Annotated in this window: 27 protein-coding genes; 15 read left to right on the top strand and 12 right to left on the bottom strand. The window is 57.7% G+C overall.

The window, feature by feature from the left end; genetic code table 11:
- Positions 1-258: 258 nt before the first annotated feature.
- On the bottom strand, positions 259-885 hold the full coding sequence (locus tag C8N30_RS01410; RefSeq protein ID WP_025062707.1) for a J domain-containing protein: 627 nt from the start codon (positions 883-885) through the stop codon (positions 259-261).
- Positions 886-979: 94 nt separating this feature from the next.
- Between C8N30_RS01410 and C8N30_RS01405 the strand changes: the two genes are divergently transcribed.
- Complete coding sequence (locus C8N30_RS01405) at positions 980-1,237, top strand: BolA family protein (RefSeq protein WP_025062706.1); 258 nt, start codon at positions 980-982, stop codon at positions 1,235-1,237.
- Here C8N30_RS01405 and C8N30_RS19550 read toward each other — a convergent pair.
- Together C8N30_RS19550 and C8N30_RS01395 are read right to left on the bottom strand one after the other, a co-directional pair.
- Positions 1,234-1,719 (bottom strand): DUF4177 domain-containing protein, encoded by a 486-nt coding sequence (locus C8N30_RS19550; protein WP_025062705.1) that lies wholly within the window; start codon positions 1,717-1,719, stop codon positions 1,234-1,236. The two genes, C8N30_RS01405 and C8N30_RS19550, sit on opposite strands and share 4 nt — an antisense overlap.
- Positions 1,720-1,898: 179 nt before the next feature.
- Positions 1,899-2,378 carry a thioesterase family protein gene (locus C8N30_RS01395; RefSeq protein ID WP_025062704.1) on the bottom strand — a complete coding sequence of 160 codons (480 nt, stop codon included), beginning with the start codon at positions 2,376-2,378 and terminating at the stop codon, positions 1,899-1,901.
- Positions 2,379-2,554: 176 nt separating this feature from the next.
- Between C8N30_RS01395 and C8N30_RS01390 the strand changes: the two genes are divergently transcribed.
- Entirely contained in the window at positions 2,555-2,962 is a 408-nt protein-coding gene (locus C8N30_RS01390) for a hypothetical protein (protein ID WP_147419665.1), read from the top strand.
- A 119-nt stretch (positions 2,963-3,081) separates the two neighbouring features.
- Here C8N30_RS01390 and gatB read toward each other — a convergent pair whose 3' ends face one another.
- Positions 3,082-4,593, bottom strand: coding sequence for an Asp-tRNA(Asn)/Glu-tRNA(Gln) amidotransferase subunit GatB (gene gatB, locus C8N30_RS01385; protein WP_025062702.1), 1,512 nt, complete (start codon positions 4,591-4,593; stop codon positions 3,082-3,084).
- Positions 4,594-4,690: 97 nt separating this feature from the next.
- Positions 4,691-5,140 carry a ribose 5-phosphate isomerase B gene (gene rpiB, locus C8N30_RS01380; protein ID WP_025062701.1) on the bottom strand — a complete coding sequence of 150 codons (450 nt, stop codon included), beginning with the start codon at positions 5,138-5,140 and terminating at the stop codon, positions 4,691-4,693.
- A gap of 254 nt (positions 5,141-5,394) precedes the next feature.
- Here rpiB and C8N30_RS01375 point away from each other — a divergent pair, with 254 nt between their 5' ends.
- From C8N30_RS01375 to C8N30_RS01355, 5 genes are read left to right on the top strand one after another with little or no spacing between them, the layout of a single operon-like run.
- Positions 5,395-6,843 carry an amidase gene (locus C8N30_RS01375; protein ID WP_025062700.1) on the top strand — a complete coding sequence of 483 codons (1,449 nt, stop codon included), beginning with the start codon at positions 5,395-5,397 and terminating at the stop codon, positions 6,841-6,843.
- Between the two features lie 42 nt (positions 6,844-6,885).
- Positions 6,886-7,941, top strand: coding sequence for an ABC transporter ATP-binding protein (locus C8N30_RS01370; protein ID WP_025062699.1), 1,056 nt, complete (start codon positions 6,886-6,888; stop codon positions 7,939-7,941).
- Positions 7,938-8,834 (top strand): ABC transporter permease, encoded by an 897-nt coding sequence (locus C8N30_RS01365; RefSeq protein WP_025062698.1) that lies wholly within the window; start codon positions 7,938-7,940, stop codon positions 8,832-8,834. Before C8N30_RS01370 ends, C8N30_RS01365 begins: the two co-directional genes overlap by 4 nt.
- Positions 8,824-9,630: an ABC transporter permease gene (locus C8N30_RS01360; RefSeq protein ID WP_025062697.1), complete on the top strand. Its 807-nt coding sequence runs from the start codon at positions 8,824-8,826 to the stop codon at positions 9,628-9,630. Before C8N30_RS01365 ends, C8N30_RS01360 begins: the two co-directional genes overlap by 11 nt.
- A 29-nt stretch (positions 9,631-9,659) precedes the next feature.
- Positions 9,660-10,685 (top strand): extracellular solute-binding protein, encoded by a 1,026-nt coding sequence (locus C8N30_RS01355; RefSeq protein WP_025062696.1) that lies wholly within the window; start codon positions 9,660-9,662, stop codon positions 10,683-10,685.
- 71 nt (positions 10,686-10,756) lie between these two features.
- Here the strand turns inward: C8N30_RS01355 and C8N30_RS01350 are convergent, their stop codons facing one another.
- Both C8N30_RS01350 and C8N30_RS01345 read right to left on the bottom strand, forming a co-directional pair.
- Entirely contained in the window at positions 10,757-11,788 is a 1,032-nt protein-coding gene (locus C8N30_RS01350; RefSeq protein WP_025062695.1) for a histone deacetylase family protein, read from the bottom strand.
- 1 nt (position 11,789) lies between these two features.
- Positions 11,790-13,835, bottom strand: a complete 2,046-nt coding sequence (locus tag C8N30_RS01345; RefSeq protein WP_025062694.1) for an NADH:flavin oxidoreductase — start codon at positions 13,833-13,835, stop codon at positions 11,790-11,792.
- A 140-nt stretch (positions 13,836-13,975) separates the two neighbouring features.
- On the opposite strand from C8N30_RS01345, the gene C8N30_RS01340 reads away from it, so the two are divergent.
- The 5 genes from C8N30_RS01340 (at position 13,976) to C8N30_RS01320 (ending at position 17,808) form a co-directional block, all read left to right on the top strand.
- On the top strand, positions 13,976-14,641 hold the full coding sequence (locus C8N30_RS01340) for a cupin domain-containing protein (protein WP_025062693.1): 666 nt from the start codon (positions 13,976-13,978) through the stop codon (positions 14,639-14,641).
- Entirely contained in the window at positions 14,638-15,687 is a 1,050-nt protein-coding gene (locus C8N30_RS01335) for a flavin monoamine oxidase family protein (protein WP_025062692.1), read from the top strand. Before C8N30_RS01340 ends, C8N30_RS01335 begins: the two co-directional genes overlap by 4 nt.
- Positions 15,688-15,771: 84 nt before the next feature.
- Positions 15,772-16,338 carry a carboxymuconolactone decarboxylase family protein gene (locus C8N30_RS01330; RefSeq protein ID WP_025062691.1) on the top strand — a complete coding sequence of 189 codons (567 nt, stop codon included), beginning with the start codon at positions 15,772-15,774 and terminating at the stop codon, positions 16,336-16,338.
- A 148-nt stretch (positions 16,339-16,486) separates the two neighbouring features.
- Positions 16,487-17,131 (top strand): DsbA family oxidoreductase, encoded by a 645-nt coding sequence (locus C8N30_RS01325; protein WP_025062690.1) that lies wholly within the window; start codon positions 16,487-16,489, stop codon positions 17,129-17,131.
- A gap of 2 nt (positions 17,132-17,133) precedes the next feature.
- Entirely contained in the window at positions 17,134-17,808 is a 675-nt protein-coding gene (locus C8N30_RS01320) for a TetR/AcrR family transcriptional regulator (protein WP_025062689.1), read from the top strand.
- Positions 17,809-17,971: 163 nt separating this feature from the next.
- On the opposite strand, the gene C8N30_RS01315 is transcribed toward C8N30_RS01320, so the two are convergent.
- A complete protein-coding gene (locus C8N30_RS01315; RefSeq protein ID WP_025062688.1) occupies positions 17,972-19,522 on the bottom strand; it encodes an AMP-binding protein in 1,551 nt (516 codons plus the stop codon).
- A 139-nt stretch (positions 19,523-19,661) separates the two neighbouring features.
- Complete coding sequence (locus tag C8N30_RS19545) at positions 19,662-21,194, bottom strand: hypothetical protein (protein WP_025062687.1); 1,533 nt, start codon at positions 21,192-21,194, stop codon at positions 19,662-19,664.
- A gap of 313 nt (positions 21,195-21,507) precedes the next feature.
- Between C8N30_RS19545 and C8N30_RS01305 the strand changes: the two genes are divergently transcribed.
- Positions 21,508-22,278: a transglycosylase SLT domain-containing protein gene (locus C8N30_RS01305; protein ID WP_025062686.1), complete on the top strand. Its 771-nt coding sequence runs from the start codon at positions 21,508-21,510 to the stop codon at positions 22,276-22,278.
- Here C8N30_RS01305 and C8N30_RS01300 read toward each other — a convergent pair.
- Genes C8N30_RS01300 through pepN form a run of 3 tightly spaced genes read right to left on the bottom strand, consistent with a single transcriptional unit; the run spans position 22,275 to position 25,800 of the window.
- Positions 22,275-22,712 (bottom strand): hypothetical protein, encoded by a 438-nt coding sequence (locus tag C8N30_RS01300; protein ID WP_025062685.1) that lies wholly within the window; start codon positions 22,710-22,712, stop codon positions 22,275-22,277. The two genes, C8N30_RS01305 and C8N30_RS01300, sit on opposite strands and share 4 nt — an antisense overlap.
- The gene (locus C8N30_RS01295) at positions 22,709-23,239 is read right to left on the bottom strand and encodes a hypothetical protein (RefSeq protein ID WP_025062684.1); all 531 of its coding nucleotides are present in this window, start codon (positions 23,237-23,239) and stop codon (positions 22,709-22,711) included. The genes C8N30_RS01300 and C8N30_RS01295 overlap by 4 nt, the downstream gene beginning before the upstream one ends.
- Before the next feature lie 17 nt (positions 23,240-23,256).
- Entirely contained in the window at positions 23,257-25,800 is a 2,544-nt protein-coding gene (gene pepN / locus C8N30_RS01290; RefSeq protein WP_025062683.1) for an aminopeptidase N, read from the bottom strand.
- 126 nt (positions 25,801-25,926) lie between these two features.
- On the opposite strand from pepN, the gene C8N30_RS01285 reads away from it, so the two are divergent.
- Both C8N30_RS01285 and C8N30_RS01280 read left to right on the top strand, forming a co-directional pair.
- Positions 25,927-26,175, top strand: a complete 249-nt coding sequence (locus C8N30_RS01285; RefSeq protein WP_025062682.1) for a hypothetical protein — start codon at positions 25,927-25,929, stop codon at positions 26,173-26,175.
- A gap of 91 nt (positions 26,176-26,266) precedes the next feature.
- The gene (locus C8N30_RS01280) at positions 26,267-26,419 is read left to right on the top strand and encodes a DUF2256 domain-containing protein (protein ID WP_084273597.1); all 153 of its coding nucleotides are present in this window, start codon (positions 26,267-26,269) and stop codon (positions 26,417-26,419) included.
- The last annotated feature ends 96 nt before the right edge of the window (positions 26,420-26,515 follow it).

The following is a 26,515-nucleotide window of genomic DNA, read 5'->3' as shown; positions in this document are numbered from 1 at the left end:
CTTTATCATCCTAAATCTATATGCCCCGCTCGGGGTCAACCACGTCTGCGATGCAACATATCGCGCAGAGGTTCAAGGGAAAGGCCTAAAATTTACCGCGCAATGCCGGCAGCCACGAAACCTGACTGATTTCCGTTGATCTACAAGGGATTTTCCGGCGTTTGGGTCAGGTGTAAAACATTGCCTGCCTAAACGGTTTTACTTTTTGTTTAATCGGGCACGGAGAAGCCCGTGACCCGACTGATTTTTTGCCGCGCTTTAGTCTTTGAAGTTGCGGCTCGACTTAAGCTGATCCCACGCCCAGACAACTTGCTGCAACTGCTCTTCTTGCGAGCGGTCGCCACCATTCATGTCCGGATGAAGAACCTTGATCAAGGATTTGTAAATCTTTCTGATTTCCGGTTTTGTCAGATTGTCCTTAGCGTCCAGAACCTCCAGCGCCTTACGCTCGGTAGGCGGCAAACGACGGCCTGCCTGCGGACCTTTGCCGGGGTTTTGCGTGGCATTGGCCCCTAGCACCTGATGCGGGTCCTCGATGCCCAGACGCGCCCATGCACGGGCTTCGGGATCTGTCATAGGCTTGGTCGGGCGATCCCAGACCTTGTCTTCGGACAGCTGCGCGTTCATCTCCGCTTCTGTGGTGCCGTGGAAGAAATTCCACTTCGTATTATACTCGCGGACGTGCTGCTGGCAGAACCAGAAATAATCATCCAGCACGTCAGGCGCTTTGGGCGCGCGGTATTTGCCGGCCTCGTCACATCCGTCATGATCGCAGACCCGTGTTGACGTCTCGGACGCGCCGGACATGCCGCGACGGCCGCGCGGATTCTTCTTTTTCGCGGAAGAAACCGACATGTCAAAACCAAAGGGATCGTTCTTTCGCATGGGTACACCTTTCCGACTCAAGGCGATCACTCTAGACGTGTGGTTGTCAGAGGGAAGGGGGCGGCGAAAAAAAATCGCTCCTGTAGGAGGGTTTATGCCAGTCAAAGACGAGATCGAAGCGGCGCTGCGGACAGCGTTCACTGTGGAGCGGTTGGAGGTCGAGGATGTGAGTGAAGCTCATCGCGGCCATGCAGGGCACCGCGAAGGGGGCGAGACGCATTTTGATGTTGCGATCACTGCACCGGAATTTGCAGGCCTCAGCCGTGTGGCAAAGCACCGCGCTGTACACAGCGCGCTCGGGGCTGGGCTGATTGGTCGCATCCATGCTCTATCACTGGATATTGCACCTTAACTTTTAGGGTCGGTGTCTTCTTTGGGGTCTGCTTCGGGAGTTCTCAGCGCCAGATTGCGGGCGCGGGCAAGTATGCTGAGGGAGGCCCCGATAGAGCTGTCTGCCTGCGTATCCTCGACGCCGTTATCGGTCAGGGGCGCATTCTTTGTGTCTTGACCCATTGTCGGGGGCTCGATGGTCTCGCTGTCGTCTTCGGCTATCTCTTCGGGGGCAGGCAGCAGTTCTGGTTGGAACTCCGAAGCGTCTGAAGCGCGGATCCGGCGAAACACCAATACATTTCGCCATTCGGTGGTGGTGCCGGTCAGGCCGGATCGTTCCTGTGAGGGCAGCGTCTCTGCGCGCTGATACTCCCAGCCGTAGCCTGCCATACCGTTCATCAGTTCCTGAACCGCGAAGGAGAACCGCGCCTCGGATCCCCGCACGCCTTTACCTTTAAGCCCTTTTGTAGGGGCAGGAACGACCTTGTATTCGTAACGGGGCATGTGCATGCTTTCGGACTGTTTGATGTGTTTTAGCGTGGCGCGGGCGGAAAGGGAACAGCGGTTTCAGCGCAGCAGCGCGACCTGCGCAGCGGCCTATTTGCTGTCGGAAGGGAGGGTGTGCTTTGTGCAGAAAATACAGGCAAACAGTACTGCGTGCAGCACTTTCACGCGCTCTTGCACTACTTTCTTACGATCCCGATTTTCCGGCCTGCCCGTTCGGGTAGAGGCAGATGGGCCTGTGACTGCTTCATCGCGGCCATATTCGCCATGATATCGTCGGGCATTGGGGCGACCTTCGGGGTATCGCCAGATTGATCCACATGCAGTGTGAGGGCTTCACCCGTCGCCGCGAGCCAGCCATCCTGATGCCAGAGTTCCTGAAATACATGGAAGCGTTTGGCGTCATAGTCGATGAGGTGGAAGGTCGAGGTCACCAGATCGCCTTCGTGCAATTCACGCACATAGCAAATGTGGAATTCGGCCACATAGGTCGTACAGCCGGTGCGGTCGCGGTAATCGGGGCCAAAGCCCAACAGCGGATAGGCCTGATCAGCAGATTGATCCATCAGCACCGAGTAGTAGGCCATATTGAGGTGGCCGTTATAATCGATCCATTCAGGCAGGACGGTGAGGGGCGTGGAGCGGAATGTATTTGTCATGAGCAAAGGCTAGCATGGCGTTTTGGATAGGGCGAGATGCGATGTGTATTTCAGACTACAGTCGGGCGCGATTATTTTGTCAGGGGTTGTCGTTGGGGGGGGGGATTGGAGCTAAACTTTGGCAATGCCGCGTGTGTGATCCGGGCGCAGAATTTGCAGAATTTAAGGAATTTGATTTGACCAAGACATTTTTCACGGTATCCGCCTTCGCGCTGACCCTTGCCCTGCCTGTGGCGGCGGATCCTGCTGTGGGGCTGGGCTTCAGTCTGTCGTTCGGCGGTGGACAGGCGGATGCGGGTGTGGGCGTGCGCCTGTTCTCGGACGATGACGAGGACAGTTTTGCCGCGACTTTGGGGCTTGATTACATGCTCAAATCGCGCAGCCTGCGGCCCACGGTGGGGGCGGCGTATTTGATGGACGGCAGCTATATCGGATTGGATATGGGGCTTGATCTACAGAGCCGCGAGTTTGATTTTGGTGTGGGGATTGGTGGGGTAAAGACGCAGCGGGATGGTGTGGCTGTGACCGGTCCAGACGAAACTCCCGATGGTGTTGGAGGTAATGACGATCTTGTTGGGCTATAACATTACCTAAAATCCTAAAGGTAGAAATTTAGAGCCATCATTCAGGTTCGCTAACTGTAAAGAAAAAGACCGAGGATTTATCGAACTGGGCGCACCGATGGTGACGCCCAGTTTTTATGTCAGCCTTTGAGCTTTGCTGCGACCAAGTCGTTGACGGCTTTGGGGTTGGCCTTGCCGCCTGTAGCTTTCATCACCTGACCGACGAACCAGCCTGCGAGCTTGGGGTTTTCCAGCGCTTTCGCCACCTGATCGGGGTTGGCGGCGATGATCTCGTCCACTGCGGCCTCAATAGCTCCTGTGTCGGTGACTTGCTTGAGGCCTTCGGTGTCCACAATCTCGGCGGGGTCGCGACCTGTAGTGTAGGTGATCTCGAACACGTCTTTGGCGATTTTACCGCTTATCGCCTCGGAAGCGATGAGGTCCACGATGCCACCGAGCATCGCAGGGGTCACGGGAGATTCAGAAATGTCTTTTTCGTCTTTCTTGAGGCGGCCAAACAACTCGTTGATGACCCAGTTGGCGGTCATCTTGCCGTCACGGCCTTGGGCTGTTTGCTCGAAGTAGGCGGAGCTGTCCAAGTCGGCGGTCAGCACGGAGGCGTCATAGTCACTCAGGCTGAAGTCGTTGATAAAACGCGCTTTCTTGGCGTCGGGCAATTCGGGAAGGGTTGCTTTGATCTGGTCTACCCATGCTTGCTCGATCACCAGCGGCAGAAGATCGGGGTCGGGGAAGTAGCGGTAATCATGCGCCTCTTCCTTGCTCCGCATGCTGCGTGTTTCCTGCTTTTCGGGATCAAACAAGCGGGTTTCCTGCGTGACTTCGCCGCCTGCCTCGACAATGGCAATCTGGCGGCGGGCTTCGACTTCGATCGCCTGCTGGATAAAGCGCATGGAGTTCATGTTCTTGATTTCACAGCGCGTCCCGAGGTGGGAGAAATCACCGGTGGCGGCGTATTTCTCATACTGACCGGGGGCACAGATAGAGACATTCACGTCGGCGCGCATCGCACCTGACTGCATGTCGCCGTTGCAGGTGCCAAGGTAGCGCAGAATCTGGCGCAGTTTGGCCAGATATGCTGCGGCCTCTTCCGGCCCGCGAATGTCGGGGCGCGAGACGATCTCCATCAGTGCGACGCCGGTGCGGTTGAGATCGACGAAGGACATATTGGGGTCCATGTCATGGATCGATTTGCCCGCGTCCTGTTCAAGATGGATACGTTCGACGCCGACCAGACGCGCCGTGCCATCGCCCATCTCGACCAGCACTTCACCCTCGCCCACGATGGGGTGATAAAGCTGGGAAATCTGGTAGCCTTGGGGCAGGTCGGGGTAGAAATAGTTTTTGCGGTCAAACGCAGACCACAGGTTGATTTTCGCTTTGAGCCCCAGACCCGTGCGCACAGCCTGCTCGACACAAAACTCGTTCAGCGTGGGCAGCATGCCTGGCATGGCGGCGTCGATGAACGACACGTTGCTGTTGGGCTCTGCGCCGAATTTGGTCGATGCGGCAGAGAAGAGCTTGGCTTGCGAGCTGACCTGCGCATGAACCTCCATACCGATCACCAGCTCCCAGTCCTGCTTGGCCCCTGCAATTGTGCGAACTTTTGGTGTGTCGTAGCTGAGGTCGAGCATGGTGTGGCACCTTATCAATGATTGGTGATTTTGGTTTAGCGGCGGGAGTGCGGCGGTTCAAGGGGCCGCGATGTCCGGCAGCTTCGTCTATCAGCTATCAGCCTTCGAGTGCTTTGATCATATCGACGCGCGTGGCGTGACGGCCTCCTTCGAACTGCGCGCCAAGAAACGCGTCGACGATCTGGAGTGCTTTTGTTTCGTCAACCACCCGCGCACCGATAGACAGCATGTTTGCATCGTTATGCTCGCGGATCATTTTCGCGGAAAACGTATCCGCGCAGACACCGCAGCGGATGCCCTTCACCTTGTTGGCTGCCATCATGATGCCCTGACCTGTGCCGCATAGAATAATACCCAGCGTGCAATCGCCCGAGGCGACAAGGCGCGCCGCTGCTTCACCGTGCTGTGGGTAATGCGTGCTTTCCGGTGAGGTAGGGCCGATATCGACAGCCTCGAAACCTTTTGCGGCAATATGGGTGGCGATGATCTGGCGCAGTTCAATAGCTGCATGATCGCTGGACAGGGCAATGCGGATTTTGGGGGCCATGGGGATGCTTTCGCGTTGTGACAGGGGGAGCGTGTGCGGTTTTCGCCGTGCTTGTCTCACTGTCGGGGACAGTTTTCAACAGCAAGACGGAGCAATACGCCTCATGGGTCGAGGGCGGCGGTTCAAGGCGGATGTTATAGCGAAAATTATATTTGTGTGACGCGCAGGCCAGCCTATGCTGAGCGGGAATGAGAGGCGGGGCGATGCCACCATCCGGTGTTACCCTCCGCGTCCGGCTGATAGGAGTTGCCAACATGACCGATGCCCTGCGCGAAGATGCGACATATCTGGCGGGGCTTGTGGCCTCCGGTGAGGCCTCCCCTGATGAGTTGCTCGACGAGGCGCTGGCGCGGGTTGCGGCGCTGAACCCTGCGCTCAATGCTGTGGTGCTGGTGCAGGAAGATGCAGCGCGGCGGGCGATCAAGGCCGGATTGCCCGAGGGGCCATTCCGCGGCGTGCCATTTTTGATCAAGGATTTGGGCGCAGAGGCGATTGATTTCCCATCACACAGCGGCTCGCATCTTTTGCAGGGTACCAAATACGGATTTGACAGCGCGATATTCGAGCGGATGCGGAGCACTGGCGTGGTGACATTCGGGCGTACCACATCGCCCGAAGGCGGCATCGGGCCGGTGACAGAGGCGGCTGTCTATGGCGGCCCGACGCGCAATCCGTGGGATGTGTCGCGCACCAGTGGTGGATCATCGGGCGGGTCGGGGGCGGCGGTCGCGGCTGGAATCGTGCCGATGGCGCATGGTTCGGATGGTGGCGGATCGGTGCGGATACCTGCCTCAAGTTGTGGCTTGTTCGGGTTCAAGGCGACGCGCGCGCGCTTTCCCGACGGGCCTGCGTCGGGCGAAGGTTGGGCCGGTATGGCGATTGACGGTTTTCTGAGCCATTCTGTGCGCGACAATGCCGCGATGATGGATGCCTGTGCGGGGCCTGATCTGGGCGCACCATATGTAGCCCCCGCGATGGAGTATTCTTACATGGAGTCCATTGCCCGCCCGCCAAAGCGGTTGAGGATCGGCGTATGCGAAACTACGTTTTCTGGTGGAGCGGTTGATCCCGAATGTCGCGTGGCGGTTCAAAAGACGGCCAAGCTGCTGGAGGAGATGGGGCATGCGGTGTTCCCTGCCTGTCCGGTGGCGGATCATGCGGGCATGATGCACGCATGGACCAAAATCGTGGCCTGCGGCACAGCCCTTTGGATCGATAAAACGCTTGAGGCGCAGGGGCGAGCCTTTCGGCAGGGCGATGTGCAGGGGGTGGCCGCAAGTGCGCGAGACTTCGCAAGCGGAATTTCGGGGGCGGAGTATCTGGCGGCGGTCAACAAGGTGCATGCCTACGGGCGGGCAATGGCAGCTACGTTTGACAAGTATGATATTTTGCTGTCAGCCACATTGGCCGAGCCGCCCGCATCTGTTGGGCGGTTCACCCATGACCGCGATGATTATGAAGGCTATCGCGTAGGTGCGGGCGGTGTGTTTGAATATTCGCCTTTCTGTGCGGCGTTCAATGCCAGCGGCCAACCTGCGGCAAGTATGCCAATGCATTGGACCGATAGTGGATTGCCTGTGGGGGTTCATCTGGCCGCGGCATACGGTGCGGATGCAACATTGATCGCAGTTTGTGCAGAACTTGAGCAGAGCGCGCCCTGGGCACAGCGCAAACCGGAAATGTTGCGCAACTACCTTGCCTAATGGGGACGCAAATCGCACAGTAGCAGCAGGGGGACGTTGAATTTGGTTGAAAATATCGCGATTGACGCACGCAATGTCGGCAAGATTTATGGTGCGGGGGCAAGTGCGGTAACCGCCCTCGGGGATGTGTCCATCGCGATAAAACAGGGCGAATTTTTCACCCTGCTGGGGCCGTCGGGATGTGGAAAAACCACGCTCCTGCGGTGTATCGCGGGGTTCGAGACGCCTACATCGGGGTGCATCTCGCTGTCGGGGCGCGACATTACTTATACGCCGCCCAACGAGCGTCCGGTGAATACCGTGTTCCAGTCCTACGCCCTGTTTCCGCATCTTAGTGTGGCCGATAATATCGGTTTCGGCCTTAAGATGCAGGGCAAGCCGCGTGCGCAGATCAAGGCCTCAGTGGAACGTGTGCTGGCGCTGGTCAAGCTGGAGGATTTTGCCAATCGCCTGCCCGCACAACTGTCGGGTGGCCAGCAACAGCGGGTTGCACTGGCGCGCGCGCTGGCGCCCGAGCCGGAGGTTCTGTTGCTCGACGAGCCGTTGTCGGCGTTGGACCTCAAGTTGCGCAAGGAGATGCAATCCGAGTTGAAGCGCCTGCAAACCGAAACCGGCATCACGTTTATCTTCGTAACCCACGACCAGGAAGAAGCGTTGACGATGTCCGACCGGATTGCGGTGATGTCCGCGGGGGCGCTTTTGCAGGTGGGCACACCGCATGATATTTACGACCGCCCGGTGAACCGTTTTGTAGCCGACTTCATTGGCGAGACGAATTTTGTGGAGGGCCGTGTCGAGGGAGAGGGCGTCCGGATCGGGACGGGCGACGTTCTTTCGGTCACGCTGGACGGGCAGGCGGGGGAGGTGACCCTTGCTGTGCGGCCGGAACAGGTAAGCATTACAAAGGCGGGGATGGGGATCGCGGCAAAAATCATCGACGCTACCTATCTGGGGACCGATACGCATTACATGCTGGAACTGGGCGACCAAAGCCGGATGGTGGCGCGGATACAGTCAAATTCGGCTGGCGGCTTGAAGGTCGGTGATGTGGTCGGCCTGCGGATTGATGCGCGTGCAGTTCAGGTGCTGAAATCATGAGGCGGCGACGCAGCAACGGGGCCAACGGATGGCTGTTGTCAGCGCCGGCACTTATACTTCTGGTGCTTGCGGCGAGTGGCCCGTTGCTGATTGTGGCTCTTTATTCAGTGCTGGAAAAGGGTGACTATTCAGGTGTTCGGTGGATACTTTCCGGTGATGGCTGGTTCAATGTCCTGTTTCAGCGCGATATTTTTGATCAAACCGTGAGCCTCGCGGATGCCAATCTGTCGATCTTCTGGCGCTCGGTCAAACTTTCGATCGCAACAACGCTGATCACTTTTGCCTTCGGTCTACCCACGGCATGGTTCATTGCCACGCGGCCTGCAAAATCACGTGCAATCTGGCTGTTTTTAATCACCATTCCATTCTGGACAAACCTTTTGATCCGTACGTTCGCGATTATGGAGGTCATCCGCAATCAGGGTATTCTCAATAACGCTCTGATCAAATTCGGGCTTATCTCCGAGCCGATCCAGATCCTCTATACCGATACTGCGGTTCTCATCGGCATGGCTTATGTCTATCTGCCGTTGATGGTCCTGCCACTCTATGCAGCCATCGACCGGTTCGATTTCAAACTGATCGAGGCGGGGTATGATCTTTACGCCTCACGGTGGCAGGTGCTGCGCGGGGTGATATTGCCCATAATCAGACCGGGCATTGTGGCCGGGTCCATACTTGTCTTCATCCCGAGCCTTGGCGCCTATGTGACGCCGCGGGTGCTGGGCGGGGGCAAGAATATGATGATCGGTAATTTCATCGAGTTGCAATTCGGGCAGGGCCAGAACTGGCCTTTGGGTGCTGCGCTGTCGACCGTGCTGCTTCTGATCGTGCTGGGCTCACTTATTTTGTATACTCGGGTCACTTCGAAGGAGGGTCAGAATGGCCGCTAGGCGCGCGTTCGATGTGACGACCCTGCCGGGCTTCACGGTTATCGCCATCACGGCATTTGTGCTGCTCTATGCGCCGATCATCACGCTGGTGATCTATTCATTCAACGGCGGCAATTCGGTAAACCAGTGGGGTGGCTTTTCGCTCGAATGGTATGCGGTCGCATGGAACAACGAGGCGGTGCAGGATGCCACGGCGCGCTCGCTTATTATCGCGCTTTGGGCTGCGGTCATTTCTACCACTGTCGCGACAATGGCTGCATTGGGTACTACGCGGCGGGGTAGGTTCCAGGGGCAGACCGTGATCTATATCATCATCAACCAACCGTTGATGGTGCCCGAAATTGTGACTGCGGTGGCACTTTTGATCTTCTTTTCCAGTGTGAAGATCGCGACCGGCTATACCGGCCTTGGCTATCTGATCCTTGCCCATTCCGCGTTCTGCATCCCCTTTGCCTATCTGCCGATCAAGGCGCGGCTGGAGGGGATGGACACCACGATGGAGACAGCGGCTGCCGATCTTTATGCAACGCCCTGGCAGACGTTCCGCTTTGTCACGTTGCCGCTGCTGTTGCCCGGGGTGATTGCGGGAGCGATGCTGGCGTTCATCATCTCGCTTGATAACGTTATCATTACGGAATTTGTAAAATCAGCGGGGCAGGATACACTGCCCACTTATATGCTGGGGCAATTGCGCCGCGCCCTGACACCGGAGGTCAATGCGATCTCGACCGCCCTTCTGGCGCTGACTGTGGTCATACTCACGGTCTTTTTCTTTGTAACCAAAAAGCGGGATTAACCCGCGCCTCATCAACTGGGAGATATCTGATGAAAACCACACTTCTTGCTACAACAGCCTTGCTGGCCAGCACCTTTGGCGCCTATGCCGAAGGGCAGCTTAACCTGTTCAACTGGGGCAATTACACCAGCCCCGAAATGATTGAGAAATTCACCGCCGAAACCGGCATCGAAGTCACGATCACCGATTACGATAGCAACACGACCGCGCTGACAAAGGTGGAGGCGGGCGGTTCCGGTTTTGACCTTGTCGTGCCATCGGCCAATTACATCCCCGTCTATGTGCGCAAAGGGCTCATTGCAGAGCTGGACCACAGCCGTATTCCAAACATCGGCAACATCGCTGCCGAATGGAAAGATGTGCCATGGGACGCGGGTCGGACCCACTCCGTGCCGTGGCAGTGGGGATCGGTCGGGATTGCAGTCAACAAAACGGTCTACAGCGGTGATGTTAATACTTCCGAGTTGTTCCTGAACCCGCCGGAGGAGTTGGTAGGCAAAATCAATGTCGTACCCGAGATGACAGATGTCCTCAACATGGCGATCTTCAATCTGGGTGGCGAGGCCTGCACCGAAGATCTGGAGCTGCTGAAAAAGGTCCGCGACAAGATGATGGCGGCTAAACCCAAGTGGCTGTCGATGGATTACGGCACCACCGATAAGCTGTCGTCGGGTGATTATGCAGCAAGCGTCAACTGGAACGGCTCGACCATGCGGGCGCGCGTGAACAACCCCGATATCGTCTACGGCTATCCGGTCGAGGGGTATCCCTTGTTCATGGATTCGGTCGCCTTGCTGGCGGATGCGCAGAACGTGGATGAGGCCTATCAATTCATCAACTTCATCCTCGAGCCAGAGAATGCTGCGATGATCTCGGCCTTCGCGCGCTATGCCAACGGTGTTGCCGGATCGGAGGAGTTTATGCCCGAAGATATGAAAACTGCACCCGAGATTGTTACACCTGCGGAGTTTGCAGCAGCGGGTCAGTTCCTGCCAACCTGCCCGCAATCGGCAATTGATCTATATACAGCGATGTGGACCGAGCTGCTTAAGTAAGCGGAACGGGCTGAAGTCTATTCAGGGCGGAGTTGCGCAAGCGGCTCCGCCCTTTTTTAATGGCTGAGGCCTCAAATGTCTTTGAAGCCTTCGAGGACGTTGACGGTGTTGATGCCAACGGCCTCAATGGCATAGCCGCCCTCCATGCAGAACACTGTGGGCAGCTTCATGCGGCCAATTCGGCGGCCTGCGTTGGTGAAGTCATCGCTGTCGAGTTTGAAAAAGCTGATGGGATCGTCCTTATAGGCGTCCACACCAAGCGAGATCACCAGTGCGTCGGCACCCCAAGCGGTGATTTTGCCGATGGCATCGTCAAGCGCTGCGGCCCATGCACCGTACCCTGTGCCCGCTGTCATGGGGTAGTTGAGGTTCAAGCCATCGCCTTTGCCGATGCCTGTTTCGTCGGCATAACCGAGGAAGTAGGGATATGCCTCTTGGGGGGCACCGTGCAGCGAGGCGAACAGCACATCATCGCGGTCATAAAACAGGTTCTGGGTGCCGTTACCGTGATGGAAATCAATGTCGAGGATAGCAACCCGAGCCGCCCCCTTGTCACGGAACATCTGTGCTACCACAGCGGCGTTGTTGATAAAGCAGTATCCGCCGTATTGATCCGCCGTGGCGTGGTGACCTGGGGGACGGCACAGCGCAAATGCAGCGTCTGCGCCTGCAGCGACATGGCCAAGGGCGGACTGTGCGCAAGCGGCTGATGACAAGGCGGCAGCCCAGGTGCCTGACGTAATCGCTGTCTCGGAGGCGTGGCAATAGTAACCGACCTTGCCGTCAATATTTGTTGGGATACGGTCAAGGTGCATGCCGCGCGCAGGCACATTGGCGGCAATAATCTCGCCCGCCATGCCCTCACGCTTCCACTCTTCCCACGCAGTCTCGAGAAAACACAGGTAGCCCGGATCGAGCAAGGTGCGGATGGGCGCCATATCTACCGGCCTGGGCGCCATGATATCGCTCAGGCCACGCTCGCGCAGGCGGTTAAGGACGTATTCGACGCGGGAGGGGCGCTCGAAGGGGGTGACGAACTCGCCTCCCGACAGTTCTGCTTGCGGGAAATGCAGACGGTGGTCTTCGCTGTAGAATGTACGCATATCAGATGTCCTTCATCAGGCGCAGCGCGTCATAGATGGCCGCGTGGGTGTTTCGTGCCGAGACGGCATCCCCGATGCGAAACAGCTGGAACGTGCCTGCGGAGTTTCGGTTGATGGTTTGAGGCGTGCCTGTAATCAGGGCCTCATGATCTACTGCGCCCGCATTACTGCTGTGGGGTTTGAGATCGAAATAGAGTTGGTCGAGCGGGAGCGTGCCGTAGTTTACGACAACCTGATCATAATCCTTTTGGGACGTGTGATCGCTATAGTCGGTGCCGATGGTGGCACGTAGCTTATTACCGGCCTTCTCGACGCCCAATAGGCGGCGGGTGACGGTAAAGGTCACATCTTTGTCCTGAAGCGCGCGCATGTAGGGTACGAGGTTCATCGCCATAATGTCAGGAGCAAATGTGCGGTCGGGGGTCATCACCTCGACCTTTGCACCGGCACCAGCGGCGATTTCAGCAGCTTGCAGGGCGGGATGATCGCCGCTTTCGTCGTAGATCAGGATGTTCTGGGCGGGTTGTATATCACCTGCAATGATGTCCCATGTGGTAATGACATGCGCAGCCTCGGTGTTTGTTTCGAACAGCTCTGTGTTGGGAATACCGCCGGTGGCTACGATGACAACATCGGGGTCAAGGGCCGTAATATCTTTGGCTTCCGCCCAAGTGTTAAAGTGAAATACCACATCACGTGCCGCGCATTGCGACATTCGCCAGTCGATGATCGAGATCATCTCGCGGCGGCGTGGGGTCCGGGCGGTGAGGCGGATCTGGCCGCCGGGATCGGGCTGTGCCTCGAATACAGTGACATCATGACCGCGTTCCGCCGCGACGCGCGCGGCTTCCAGCCCTGCGGGACCGGCCCCTATGATTACCACCTTGCGCGGTTGTGTGGCGCGGGCGATGGTGTGCGGCATGGTCAGCTCGCGACCCGTAGCGGCATTATGAATGCACAGGGCATCACCCGCCTGATAAATACGGTCAAGGCAGTAGGTCGCACCGACGCAGGGACGAATGTCATGCTCGCGCCCCTCGATGATTTTTCGCACGATATGGGGATCGGCCATATGGGCACGGGTCATACCCACCATATCAAGAAGTCCAGCCTCGATCGCGTGGCGGGCGGTGGCCACATCGGGGATGCGGGAGGCATGAAAGGTTGGCATACCGGTGAGCTTTTTGACCTCGCCCGCGAAGTCCAGATGGGGCGCGCTTTTCATGCCCTGCACGGGGATCAGATCTGTCATAGCCGGATCGGTGTGGATGCGGCCACGGATCACGTTCAAAAAATCAAGCTGTCCGGTTGCGGCGAGCTTTGTTGAAATTTCCAGCCCTTCGGCCGCGTTGATGCCACCGCGCTGCGCCTCGTCGGCGGTATAGCGGAAACCGATAATGAAATCTGGCCCGACACGTTTGCGCACAGCCGCCAGTACATCAAGCGGGAAGCGCATCCGGTTTTCCAGCGTGTCAGCGCCGTAAGGTCCGGTCAGATCGTTGGTCAGCGGTGACCAGAATTGATCGAGCAGGTGGCCGTAGACCTGAAGCTCGATCCCGTCCATTCCGCCCGCCTGCATGCGCTCGGCGGCATCTGCGAAGTCGCTGATGATCCTTTCGATATCCCAATCCTCGATGAGTTTGGGAAACGCGCGGTGCGCAGGCTCGCGGTGTTTCGACGACGAGAGGGAGGGCAGCCAGTCCCCTTTGTTCCATGTTGTGCGGCGGCCCAGATGCGTGAGCTGGATCATGGTGGCACAACCATGTTCGTGGCAGGCCTCGGTGAGGCTCCGTATATGGGGGACCACCTCGTCGCGGTAGGCAAGGATGTTGTTGAACACCGGCGGGCTGTCGCGTGACACGGAGGCCGAGCCTGCGGTCATCGCCAGCGCCACGCCCGCCTTTGCCCGCTCCGCGTGGTAGGCGCGGTAGCGGTCCGTTGGCATACCCTCCACCGGATATGCAGGCTCATGGCTGGTGGTCATTATCCGGTTTTTAAGCGTGAGATGTTTGAGCTGGAAGGGCTGGAGCAGGGGATCTTTGGACAATGCCGGTCCTTTCGCTTGGAGGAGTTCCGCCGTAGCTGCACCGTTCACCCGATTGTGCCTTGCGTCAAGGAAAAGGGGATTTTGCAGCGGCATCGCTGATGGTAGGACGGAGGAAATTTATAGTGCGATAAGGTGAGATTATGGAACTCAATGCCAATTTTGACGAGACTGTGCTGGTGGATTCGGAGCGGACCGAGTGGGTTGCTTCGCCGATGGCGGGGGTCGATCGGCGGATGCTGGACCGGATTGGTAAGGAAATAGCGCGGGCCACGACCATCGTGCGCTATGCGCCTGGCAGCCGGTTTTCTGAGCATACGCATTCGGGTGGTGAGGAATTTATCGTTCTGGAAGGCGTTTTTCAGGACGAGCACGGCGATTATCCGGCAGGTACCTACGTGCGCAATCCGCCGACGACGGCACATACGCCACGGTCCGATCAGGGGTGCACGATTTTTGTGAAGCTTTGGCAGTTTGATTTGGCCGACCGCACGCAGTTCAGCACCGTGATGGCCGATGCAGTGGGGCCGGTTGAGGCGGGCGTGGCCCAAGCCGTGCTGCACCGTGATAGGCGCGAAGTTGTGACCTATGCGCAGCTTGATGCGGGAGCGGCTTTCCACGATGCCGCTAAGGGCGGAGTTGAGATGCTGGTGCTTGAGGGCGTACTCAACCGCGAAGGTGAGACACTGCAAAAAGGCGCATGGCTGCGGCTTCCTTCTGGGCATGCGCTGGATGTTGTGGCGGGGCCAGAGGGTGCAAAACTGTGGATGAAGGCGGGCCATCTTGTCCACGCCCGAGCACCTGCATGAACACGCTTATCGTCGGTGGCGGTCTGTCCGGGCTGGCGCTGGCGGAGGCGATGGAGGCTGCGGGGCAGGAATATCTGCTCGTCGAGGCCCGTGCGCGGTTTGGCGGGCGGATCAAAACTGCGCTTGTCGGAGACGGCTATTTTGATCTGGGGCCTGCGTGGTTCTGGGAGGGGCAGCCGCGTATCGCTGCGCTGGTTGCGCGGCTCGGCCTTGAGGTGTTCGGGCAATATGCCAGTGGAGCGCTGACCTTCGAGGACGCGCAAGGGCAGGTGCAGCGCGGGCGTGGGTTCTCTTCGATGGAAGGATCGCTTCGGATCAATGGCGGGCTTGGCGCGCTAACAGAGCAGCTTGCGGAAGCACTCCCTGCGGCACGCAAGCGGGCGGGGGCGGCTGTTGTCGCACTGGAGCGGGGCGCAGAGGGCATCACTGCCCGATTGTCAGACGGCAGCACAATAGAGGCGCAGCGGGTGGTTCTGGCACTGCCGCCGCGTATTGCGACGCGCATCCGTTTCTCTCCAGCGCTGCCTGACGCGACAACTCAGGCGATGGAGGCCGTCCCCACGTGGATGGCAGGGCAGGCCAAGGCGGTTGCAATATATGAGCGTGCCTTCTGGCGCGAAGCGGGGCAGTCGGGGGATGCGACCAGCAGGCGTGGTCCGATGGTCGAAATCCACGATGCCTCGCCGGAGAGCGGTGGACCCTATGCCTTGTTCGGGTTTGTGGGTGTGCCGCCGGAGGGGCGTCGCAATTTGGATGTGCTACGCAGTCACATATGCGCACAGCTAGGGCGGTTGTTCGGGCCAAGTGCCGCACAGCCTGCACAGTTAATTGTAAAGGATTGGGCGGCCGATCCGTTTACAGCGACCGATAGTGATCTTGCACCACTCTTTGCCCATCCAGTCTATACTTTGCCTGCCACGATGCGGGGCCTGTGGGAGGGAAACCTTCATTTTGCGGGCACCGAAGTTGCGCCCCAATTTGGCGGCTATGCCGAGGGTGCGCTGGAGGCGGCGGAGGCGGTGCTGTCTGTGCTTCCTCACGATTGAGTGATTGCTCAAATTTTCCCATTGAGCAATCACTCAAGTCTGATTATCTGTCCGGTACAGATTAAGAAATGAGAAGGATAAATCATGACTAATTTCACCAAACACTCCATCGAAAGTGCGCCCGAAGCCTCCAAGCCTTTGCTGGAGACGTCATTCAAGAACAATGGCCGCATTCCGGGTCTGCACGCGATAATGGCAGATGCGCCACCGCTTTTGGCGGCCTACAACTTTGCCCACCAGCAGTTCATGGCCACCAGCCTGAGTGATGAGGAAAAAACGGTCGTCTGGCAGACTATCAACGTCGAGCAGAACTGCCATTACTGCGTGCCCGCCCATACCGGTATCGCCAAGATGATGAAGGTTGATGACGCGATCACCGAGGCGCTGCGCAACGAGACCGCGCTGCCCACGCCCAAGTTGGAGGCACTGCGTACCTTCACCCTTCTGGTCATCCAGAACCGGGGATTTGTTGACGAGGCGGATACGCAGGCGTTTCTAGACGCAGGCTTCACCAGCACGAATATCCTCGAGGTGATCCTTGGTGCAGCCCAAAAGCTGATGTCGAACTACACAAACCATTTTGCGAAAACGCCCGTGGATCAGGTTTTTGAGAAGTTCGCATGGGAGCGTAAAGGTCAGGCTGCGAAATAAGCGCTTCGGTATGATCGACGGATCGGGGCAAGGTTTCACTGCCCCGATCCATTGTTTTTAGGTTCAAATTACCCCCGCGCAGTGGTCGTGCGGCACCTTGCGTGATATATTGCCGACCACCGGCCGTGATAATGAAGAGGACGATCCCATGACGACCCCCCTGCGCATTGATATTATTTCGGATGTGATGTGTCCGTGGTGCATTATCGGCTATCGGCAGCTGTCGGTGGCTTTGGAGGCTACTGATGTGGCCCATGAGGTGCATTGGCATCCCTTCGAGCTAAACCCGCAGATGCCAGCCGAAGGGCAGAATATGCGTGAGCATATCATAGAGAAATATGGCTCCACGCCCGAGCAGTCTGAGCAGAGTCGTACCCAGATGACCGATTTGGGCACATCGCTGGGATTTGATTTCCAGTTCACGCCGGATATGCGTATGCATAACACGTTTAACACCCATCAGTTGTTGCACTGGGCGGGCGAACAGGGGTGCAAGCATGAGTTGAAGATGGCGCTGTTTACGGCACATTTCACCCATAGGCGGGATTTGTCGGACGTAGAAGTGCTGGCCGATATCGCGAGCGAGACGGGGCTGGACCGCGCCGAGGCTGCTGCTGTTCTGGCCGATCAACGCTTTGCCCCGCAGGTGCGCGAGCTTGAGCAGTTCTGGACCTCGCAGGGCATCCGCGGTGTGCCGGCAGTGGTGTTTGACCGTCAGCATCTGGTGACAGGTGCCCAAGGCACCGAGAACTTCACCAATATTCTGGAACAGCTGGCACAAGGGGCGGGCTGACTATGGCACGCGCTGCTCCCTATGACCGCGACAAGGCGCTTGATGCTGCGATGGCCGTGTTTTGGGAGAAAGGGTTTCATGCGACCTCGCTCAAGGATCTGGAGGGGGTGCTGGGCATGAAGCCGGGTAGCATTTATGCGGCCTTCATCAGTAAGGAAAATCTGTTTTTGCTGGCCTTGGCGAAGTATTTCGAGGGCTCGCGAAAGGGGTTTCGGGCGCAGATGGCGCAAGCTCCATCGCCCTTGGCGGGGTTGGCTGCACATTTGCGTAAATTCGCGCTGCTCGGTGCGGGAGATGCCGCACGGCGCGCTTGCATGCTGACAAAAACGCTGGTGGATACCCGCACGACGGACCCCGCCATCGCGGGGATCACGCAAGAGTATATGGGCGAGATGCAGGCCGAATTCGAGGCGGTTTTCAAAGCCGCACAATCGGCGGGTGAGTTGGGCTCGGCGGCTGATCCAGCGCGGCTGGCGCGCCGGTATCAGGCCAATGTGACAGCGCTTCGGCTGGCATTGGATCAAGGGCTGGATAGTGCCGATTTTAAAGAACTGGCCGAGGATATGGCCCTTGAGGTTGAAGAGCTCGGTTCGAGCCTTACAGCCCAGCGCGCGGCTAAAAAGAAGCAAGCCGAGCCCGAGAGCAAAGGGGATGACCGGCAGTTCAGCATGTTCTAGGGCAATGTGTTTTTAATTCATGCGAATACTTATCAGTATTAATGGGGGCTGATAGCCGGGCCATTAAATGCTCTGCGCATCTGCATGATATCTTACTGGTTTAAGGGTTATTGCTCCACCTCTGCGAAAGGTGGAGCAATTTAGCGTCAGCCGATAGAAAGAGTTAGCTGATTTGCGCCTTGAGCACCCGGCGCAGGATTTTGCCGGAAGCGGATTTCGGAATTTCTTCAACAAACATGACTTTTTGTACCAGTTTGTACTTCGACAGTGTCTTGGCCATATGGGTCTGGATCGCCTCTAGGGTCAGATCTGCATCGTTTGTCACAACAAATGCAATCGGCAGTTCGCCTGCTTCGTCGTCGGGAATGCCGATCACTGCGGCATCTGTGATAGAGGGGTGCGTGACCAGATTGGCCTCCAGTTCCGCAGGTGCGACCTGAAAACCTTTGAATTTGATCAATTCTTTCAGGCGGTCCATGATGAACATGTAGCCCTCTTCGTCGATATAGGCGATGTCACCGGTTTTGAGCCACCCATCCTCGGTCAGCGTCTCTTTGGTGGCTTTCTCGTTATTGAGGTAGCCTTTCATCACCTGTGGGCCTTTGATCCACAACTCGCCCTCTTTGCCTGCTGGCAGGTCCTCGCCGCTGGTGGGATCCACGATGCGGCATAGGGTGTTGGGCAGAGCCACGCCGGAAGAACCGGATTTGGGTTTCTCAAGGGGGGTCGTGTGGGAAACTGGGCTGAGTTCGGTCATGCCGTACCCTTGCACCGCCATACAATTCAAGCGTTTGCCGACAGCATCGGACACCTCGCCGCCCAAGGGGGCGGCGCCGGAGAAGATCTGTTCAAGGTTCGAAAGGTCGTAATTATCGACGATGGGATGTTTGGCCAGCGCCAGTGCAACGGGGGGGACGATCCACATGCGGCGCGCTTTGTAATCCTGTGAAATCTGCAGAAACAACTCAAGGTCAAAACGCGGCATGGTGACCAGCGCGCCACCGCCCGCAAGATGCACGTTCATCAGTACGTTCATGCCGTAGATGTGGAAGAATGGTAGAAACGCTGCGGCTACTTCGCCTTTCTGGAAATCGGCATTCTCGATGATCTGGTCGACGTTGACTACCAGATTCCGGTGGCTCAGTCGCACACCTTTTGGCAGGCCGGTCGTGCCCGACGAATAGGGTAGCACAACAGAATGCGCATCCAGATCGACAGGTACCTGTGCCTCGATCGGGGCGCCATAATAGGCCGACAGTGGCTCGATCCCCTCGGGAGCATCGCCCACGACCACAACCGTTTGACCGGCGGCATCCTTGGCGCCCGCTTGCGCGGTCTCTAGGAACATCGGGATGGTGATGAGGATGTCGGCGGCGCTGTCGCGCAACTGGTGGGCGACCTCCGATGCAGTATAGGTCGGGTTGATCGTAGTGATTGTGCCACCGGCCCATGCGACCGCATGAAAGACAACACAGTAATGTGGTATGTTGGGAGACATCAGGGCAACGACCTTGCCCGCGCCCATGCCGCGTGCGGTAAGCCCGCCAGCTAGCTGTTTGACCTGCGCCATGAACTCGGCAGCCGTCATCGCACTGCCGTTTGTGCCGTCTGTGAGTACTACCTCGTCGGGCCGTGCCTCCAGGCTTTCAAAGACGCGTTCTGTAATGGATTGGTCGCGCAGAGCGATATCTGCCGCGGCGGTTTTATATGTCATATGGTTCTCTCCCTGAGTTATAATATTAGGCAGAGAGGCGTCTGGGTGTCCAGAGGTGGCGGGCCGATTTGGAGCATCGCAAGACCAAGAATGTGCGCCTGTTTGTGGCGCGCACCGGGAGCTGAATGGCCTTGCGGTATCAGGCAGCGGTTGCAACAGGCCCTTGATCGGTAAACACGATCCGTTTTCCTTCGGCAATCTCGCGTTTGAAAAGACCCGCAATGATCCGCAGGGCGTCATCCTGACCGGCAGCAGCAAAGCGCGAAGGCGAGGACACCCGCAGGTTGTTGGCGAAACCCTGTGCCGCATGGGCCCAGATCATCGGGTGCAATTCGGTCAAATGCTCGCGGACGATCCAGTCGGCACAAGCGGCGATCTGGGCGCGGGTATGGTCAGCTGCATCATTGCCGGAATAGGCCTGACCCATTGTATTTGCGCAGTACGCGGCCAAAAGGTTGATTGTGTGGGGTTCAGGACGATGGCGAACAATGTCGCGCAACCCTTCGATAAAGAAGGGGAGATCGAGCTGCGCACAGGCCTTGTCATCGACCGTGATCGCGTCGAACATGACCCACGCATATCCTCCCGCGCCCCATTCACTCGTCGTGCGCGCCGCCGTCCTCCGTGCCTCAAGTTCGAGCGCGGCATAGGATCCGTACCAGCGTGGCAACATATGCGTGCCGAGGGCCCTCAGTGAGCTGATGTTTTTCGGATTAAGATCAATTAGTGCCTGATACCGGTCTGCAACAGATTCAGTGCTGTAATTATCGCCACGAAGTAACGCGCATGCCGTACTTGCCAGCAAGGCCGAGTTTTCTGGCATATTTTTGAAAGAGACCACGATGTCACGGGCACGGGCGAAATGCGCATCGAATGCTTCGCGGTTGCGCGGGGCGATCTCCACGTCCCAGCCGACGCCGCGCCAGGCCCATGCGATGTCGATATGCGCCTGTGCAACGATACATCCGATCACATAATTGTCAGGATATTCCGCCAACACATATTCGAGCGCTTCAATCCCGCGCAACATGGGGGCGTCATGCTCCGGGGTTCGGTCGACCAGCGCATGCTCTACCGCCAGAACCACATCAGCGCGTGCGCCAAATGCCATCAGTTCGGCAACGGACATACCGCCATCGGTCAGGGAACGGTCGCGGTCTGCGGTGGTGATCATCGCGATCAGCTTGTCCCAGTCTTCCTGCCGGACCAGTTTCAACGCGCGGTTCTGGTGGGCGTCGCGAATACGCTCTTCCCGTGTTGGATCGGGGCACGGAATGCTAAGGTTGTGAAGGTTTTTGCAAGCGCCGCCAATGTGTGCGGTTCTCTGCGCATTATGACCGTTCACCACGATGTGATGTTGCGGCTCGTTTTGGGTTGTCGTTCCGGTATCAGCAACACGATGGATTTTTGTAACTTTGGCACTCCTGCGGAGACCCTTTGCCTCCTTTAATGTGCTTGTATCGCGTTTCTTGCGGAAGGGAGAGGGCGCGTGTGCCTTGTCGGCGGCAGTCTGCGCCTGTGATGCATTTTTCGCCAAAGCGGTATTGGCGATTGCCGGCGCGGCGTCGGCATTCCCAACAGTGGTTTTTTCGCTGAGTGCAGGCGCGGCCACTGTCTGCGACCGGAGGCGCAGGCCGGAAAGTTTGCGAACGAGAGATGCCAGATGCGTCATAAAGGATTCCAAAAGCTGAAAAGCGCGGCGACGATGGAAGGGCGTATTGTTGTGATTGTTTTTCGCCCAGCATTGGGGCGCGATCGTGGCAGTGGAACGTTGATGTCGCGATATTCGCTGGGCGTTAACGTGCAGGATGACCTCAAATGCGGCAGATTGTTGCAGGTCTTGGGGGAATTACCGTCAAGCACGGCAGAGTGTTTCACTTCGGCAAACAATGCTGGGTTATTATGCTTGTCAGCATAGAAAACGGCGGATCATACTGCGTCCTATGAACAGAGTGAATTATAGGGGCGTCGCATCGGGAACCGGGGTGTTGGCATTGATGCTGGGTCTCTGGGCCGGTGGAGGATTCGCCCAAACGGATGACGTACTGCGACCGCCTGTCAAAGGGATGCCGGAAATAGCCGCTGTGCTGCCGGACACTTCGCAAACTGGCCCGTATCTGCCGCGCAGTGTGGCGGCACCGGTTGCTGTATCAACGGCGAATGCGCCCATTCTCAACGGCAGTGCCATCGCCGCACGCCCCCCTGCGCGCAGCGGCTATGTGCCGCGCACACGCTGGCAGCATATGAAGGGCAACGCCCTGTGGACACGTGCGGCGATGTCCGCGCTCAAGGATCACGGTAGACCGCTGGTCGAGATGGTGCCACGTGACATTGCGGACTGGTGCCCTGCATACAGCGCGAATGACGCTATGCGGCGCAGCGCATTTTGGGTGGGATACATGTCGGCGCTGGCCAAGTACGAGAGTACCTACAAGCCCTGGGCCGTGGGCGGGAGCGGGCAATGGTTTGGCCTGCTGCAAATCCTGCCTGCCACGGCGCGCAGTTATAAATGCAATGTGGGCACCGGCGAGGCACTCAAGAACGGCGCCGCAAACCTGAGTTGTGCAGTCCGGATTATGGCACGCACAGTTCCACGGGACGGCGTGATCCACGGCTATGACAGCCGATGGCGTGGTGTGTCGGCGGATTGGGGGCCGATGCGCAATCCAGCCAAACGAAACGAAATGGCGACATGGCTCAAGCGGCAGAATTACTGCGTCGGTGCGGATGCAATCCGCCCAAAAGCGCGTCCCTAACCGATCAGAGTGAAATGGTATCTTCGGGTCGTCACGCCTGCGTCCTGCGCGACAGCCTCGAACAGTGTGTGGGGTGGTGTCGCAGGGTAGGGTATGCGGATTTTAATGCCTGACGGGCGCACGACCGTCAGGCGTACTGACAGGTCAAGGCGCGTATCAAAACGCAAATGGTCAATTTCTGCCAGCGCGATTTCGGCCTCCTGTCTGCCGCTTACCCACCGCAGGGTCTGCGTGTCGAGGGTGAGGCTACTCTGCGGATCGCGCACCAGATCATAAAGGGCGGGGAGCGTGAATGCCCCAACGACCGCAAGGATTGCAGGTGACGCATCCAGCAGTGCGTAAGCCGCGAATATCAGTGCCCAGATTGTCACTACCGCGAGGGCTGTTGACGGCCTTCGGCCCGAACTGCGAAAGGTATAGGGAAGGCTGCTCATGCGGTGCGGAAAATGCTTGCCAATGCGCCAAGGGCATCTGCCTGCGGGGCACTGGCCATTCCCTTGCTGCCCGCTGCGGTAATATGGCCCAGCACGCGCATGAGCTTGTCAAAGTCGGGACCATGGTCAAGCTGCTTGAGCCGTTTGGCTAGGAGTTGGAATGCGGGTGACGCGCCGCCGCTTTGGGTGACCAACCAAGTTCCGAGCATCGCCAGATCGCCGGCCTCCCGTGCCTCGACATTCAGGCGCTTTTCCAGCGAGGCCGCGATTACGCCTTCGGGAAGATGTTCACGCTTATCCATCTGGGAAAAGGCGGTTGCTAGCGCCGCAATGCACAGCTCGGGCGTATGGATTGATTGTGTGATATGGCCGTTAGGCTGCACGCGGTAGCCGAGACGGCGCGCAGCGGCACGCACAGGGGCGGGGGCAGTCATACCCCCACCACCACCAAGTGAGCTGCGGCCAAAGCGGCGGTAGGCGTAAGCGGCGAGCCCTAGTACGCCCAGCAGGAGGATAAATTCGAACATCGCGGTCAACTCTTCGTTCAGGCCTGCACGATTCTGCTGATCATTTCGGTGGTGTCGCGGCTGAGATCAGGAGTGGAAAGTATGCGATTTAATTGTTTTTTAATAAGAGCTTGCCTGTCATTGTCATAACGCTTCCATGTCTGAAAGGCAGAGCACATGCGCGCAGTTGTTTGCGGGTTCACGGGATCAAGTTTTATAAGCCAGTCGGCCAGCAGCTTGTAGCCCGCGCCAGAGGCATGGTGAAAACCTGCATGGTTCATAATTAGCGATCCGAAGACAGCGCGAAACCGGTTGGGGTTCTTCCATTTGAAATCAGGATGGCCTGTCAGACCTTCGGCTACCTCATGGGCGTCTTCTGGATCCGCCTCAATCACTTGGAGGCCAAACCATTTATCCATCACCAGACGGTCGTCTTTCCATTGCAGCTCGAACGCGTTGAGGGCGGCCTCGCCTCGTCCGGCGCGGATCAGATTTGCCAGCGCGGCGAGTTGTTGGGTCATGTTGTCGGCATTGTCATACTGCGCTTGCGCCAGCTTGCCGCCATCACTGCGGGTGAGCAGGGAAAGGGCGGAGTTTCCGAGCGCGCGTTGACCCGCTTGTGTTGCGTCGGGCGCGTAGGGCGCGGTGACCTGATTGTCAGCGTAAAGTGCCGGCAGCACATCGGCCAGTTCCCGCGCCACCGCATCGCGCAGTGCCTCCAACGCTGCATGGATGATGTCAGGCTCGGGCACATGGCCGGCATCATGCAGTGCTGTGGCCAGATCCGATTGGGCGGGCAGGGCCATCATCAAGCGGCGATAGGCCGGGTCGAGCAAATCATCGGTCACAACGGCGCGCAGGCCGCGCAGGAACGCAGGGTCCGGGCGCGTTCCTTTGAGTATCATGCCCAAAAGCGTGTTGCGCGCAAGCGTGCGGCCCGCTTCCCAGCGATTGAACGGGTCGGTATCATAGGCCAGCAGATGTGCATGATCGGCGGCATGATCGAGCACCACAGGTGCCGAAAAGCCCCGTAAGATAGAGGCCGCGGGCCGTCCCGCCAGCCCCGTAAAGCTGAAGCTCTGTGTCGCTTGCGTCATTTCCAGAACGGTTGTGGCCTGAATTTCTGTGCCATCCGCACCGATGAGGCCCACAGCGATGGGGATCACGAAGGGCTGAGGATCGGGCGTGGAGGCGCTGGGCGGTGTAGACTGGGTGACCGTCAATATCAGGGTGTCGCCCTGCCACTCTTCTGTTACCTTTAGGCGTGGTGTACCCGCTTGCGAATACCAGCGTTTGAACTGTGCAAGGTCACGACCGGTGGTGTCCTCGAAAACTTTCAACCAGTCCTCGATTGTGGCGGCATCGCCATCATGGCGGTCAAAATAGAGCGTAACAGCCTGCGCATAGGCCGCATCACCGACCAGTGTTTTGAGCATGCGGATGACCTCTGCGCCTTTTTCGTAGATTGTGGCGGTGTAGAAGTTGTTGATTTCCTGAAAGCTCTCTGGTCGAACTGGATGGGCTAGTGGGCCTTGGTCCTCTGCAAACTGGCGTCCACGCAGGTCAATCACATCCTCGATGCGTTTGACCTCTGCGCTTCGCATATCGCTGGTGAACTGGCTGTCGCGGAAGACGGTCAGCCCTTCTTTTAGGCACAGTTGAAACCAGTCACGGCAGGTGATGCGGTTTCCGGTCCAGTTGTGGAAATACTCATGCGCGATAATTGCCTCGATCCGCTCGAAATTTGTATCTGTCGAGGTCGCCTGAGAGGCCAGCACTGCGGAGGAGTTGAAAATGTTCAAGCCCTTGTTCTCCATCGCGCCCATATTGAAATCATCGACGGCAACGATATTGAACAGGTCCAGATCGTATTCACGGCCATAGACGTCCTCGTCCCATTTCATTGAATCCTTGAGCGCCTGCATCCCGAAGGCGCATTTGCCCTCGTCTCCGGGTCGAACATATAGGTTGAGGTCAACATTGCGTCCGCTTTTGGTGGTGAAGCTGCCTGGGTGTGCGACCAGATCACCTGCGACGAGCGCAAAGAGGTAAGCCGGTTTCGGCCAGGGGTCATGCCATTCAGCGTAGTCTTTGGATGCGCTCACAGGATTGCCGTTGGACAGCAATACCGGATGAGGACCATCGATAGTCACCGTAAATACCGCCATCACGTCCGGACGGTCGGGATAGTAGGTGATTTTGCGAAACCCCTCAGCCTCGCACTGGGTACAGTACATGTCATTCGACATATAAAGACCTTCTAGTGCCGTATTGCCTTTCGGGTCGATCTCGACCTCTGACTCCCACACAAATGGGCCAGTTGGCACATCGCAGGTAAGTCCTTCGTGTGTGAGCGTGACGTTGATGTCTTGCCCGTCGATACGGGCCCATACAAGATTAAGCGCCTCACCGTGGAGGAAAAACCGCTGTGCGGGTGCGTCGGCATTGGGAACGAACTCAATTTTGCTGCGCACGCGCGTCTTATGCGGATCGAGGACGAAATGGAGTGCTACGTGATTAATCTGCCAGCCGAATGCGGTGTAATCTTTGAGGTAGATGGTTTGGGGGGCTGCATCGCGCATAGGGGCTCCTGAAACGAATTGGGCGGACCCAGCAATGGTTTGGGGGAACCATCGGGGTTCTTGTACGTTAATTACCCAACACCCCGTCCGCAAGGCCGGGGATAAAGCAATCAAGGAGTACACCCGATGTCTGCACCCGACACAAACCTCGACCGTCAAGAGAAGAAGCACCGCCCCTCCTTGTGGGGGATTAAGGGAGCAATGGCGTTCGGTGCACTGATGATGATTTTGTTGCTGGGCTTTAACATGATAAACGCCGGTGATGGCGAGGCTGTAACAAACGCTGACGAATCCAAGTCTACGGCAACTGCAGCCGAAACCGATACCTACTCACCGGGCACAAACAACAGCGAGACGCCTGCCGCGACCGAGTGATGAACACTTTAGAGTGGGCATATTAAAAATTTGTTGTCGGGCGCCCTTGCGGCGCCCTTTTTTATGCGTGAGGCAGTTCTACTTCCCGGCTATGGCTAAGCACGTAAAAAAATCCGATCTTCCGCAAAAGGTCTGCGCGACCTGTAACAAGCCCTTTGCGTGGCGCAAGAAATGGGAAGCGGTTTGGGACGAGGTGCGCTATTGCTCCGAGCGCTGCAAGCGGGAGAGGCCCAAGGCACGCTGAAATTCACGCTAATTGGTAAGGTAATTTTACCAAAACCTCTTGCGACGCATTGCTCTTGTCACTAACCCTTGCCCGAACGTATTTTCCTATCGGAAA

This window comes from Sulfitobacter guttiformis (assembly GCF_003610455.1).
Classification (GTDB): Bacteria; Pseudomonadota; Alphaproteobacteria; order Rhodobacterales; family Rhodobacteraceae; genus Sulfitobacter; species Sulfitobacter guttiformis.
The sequence above is the reverse complement of the archived record's forward strand: the minus strand, read 5'-3'. Positions and strand labels throughout refer to the sequence as shown.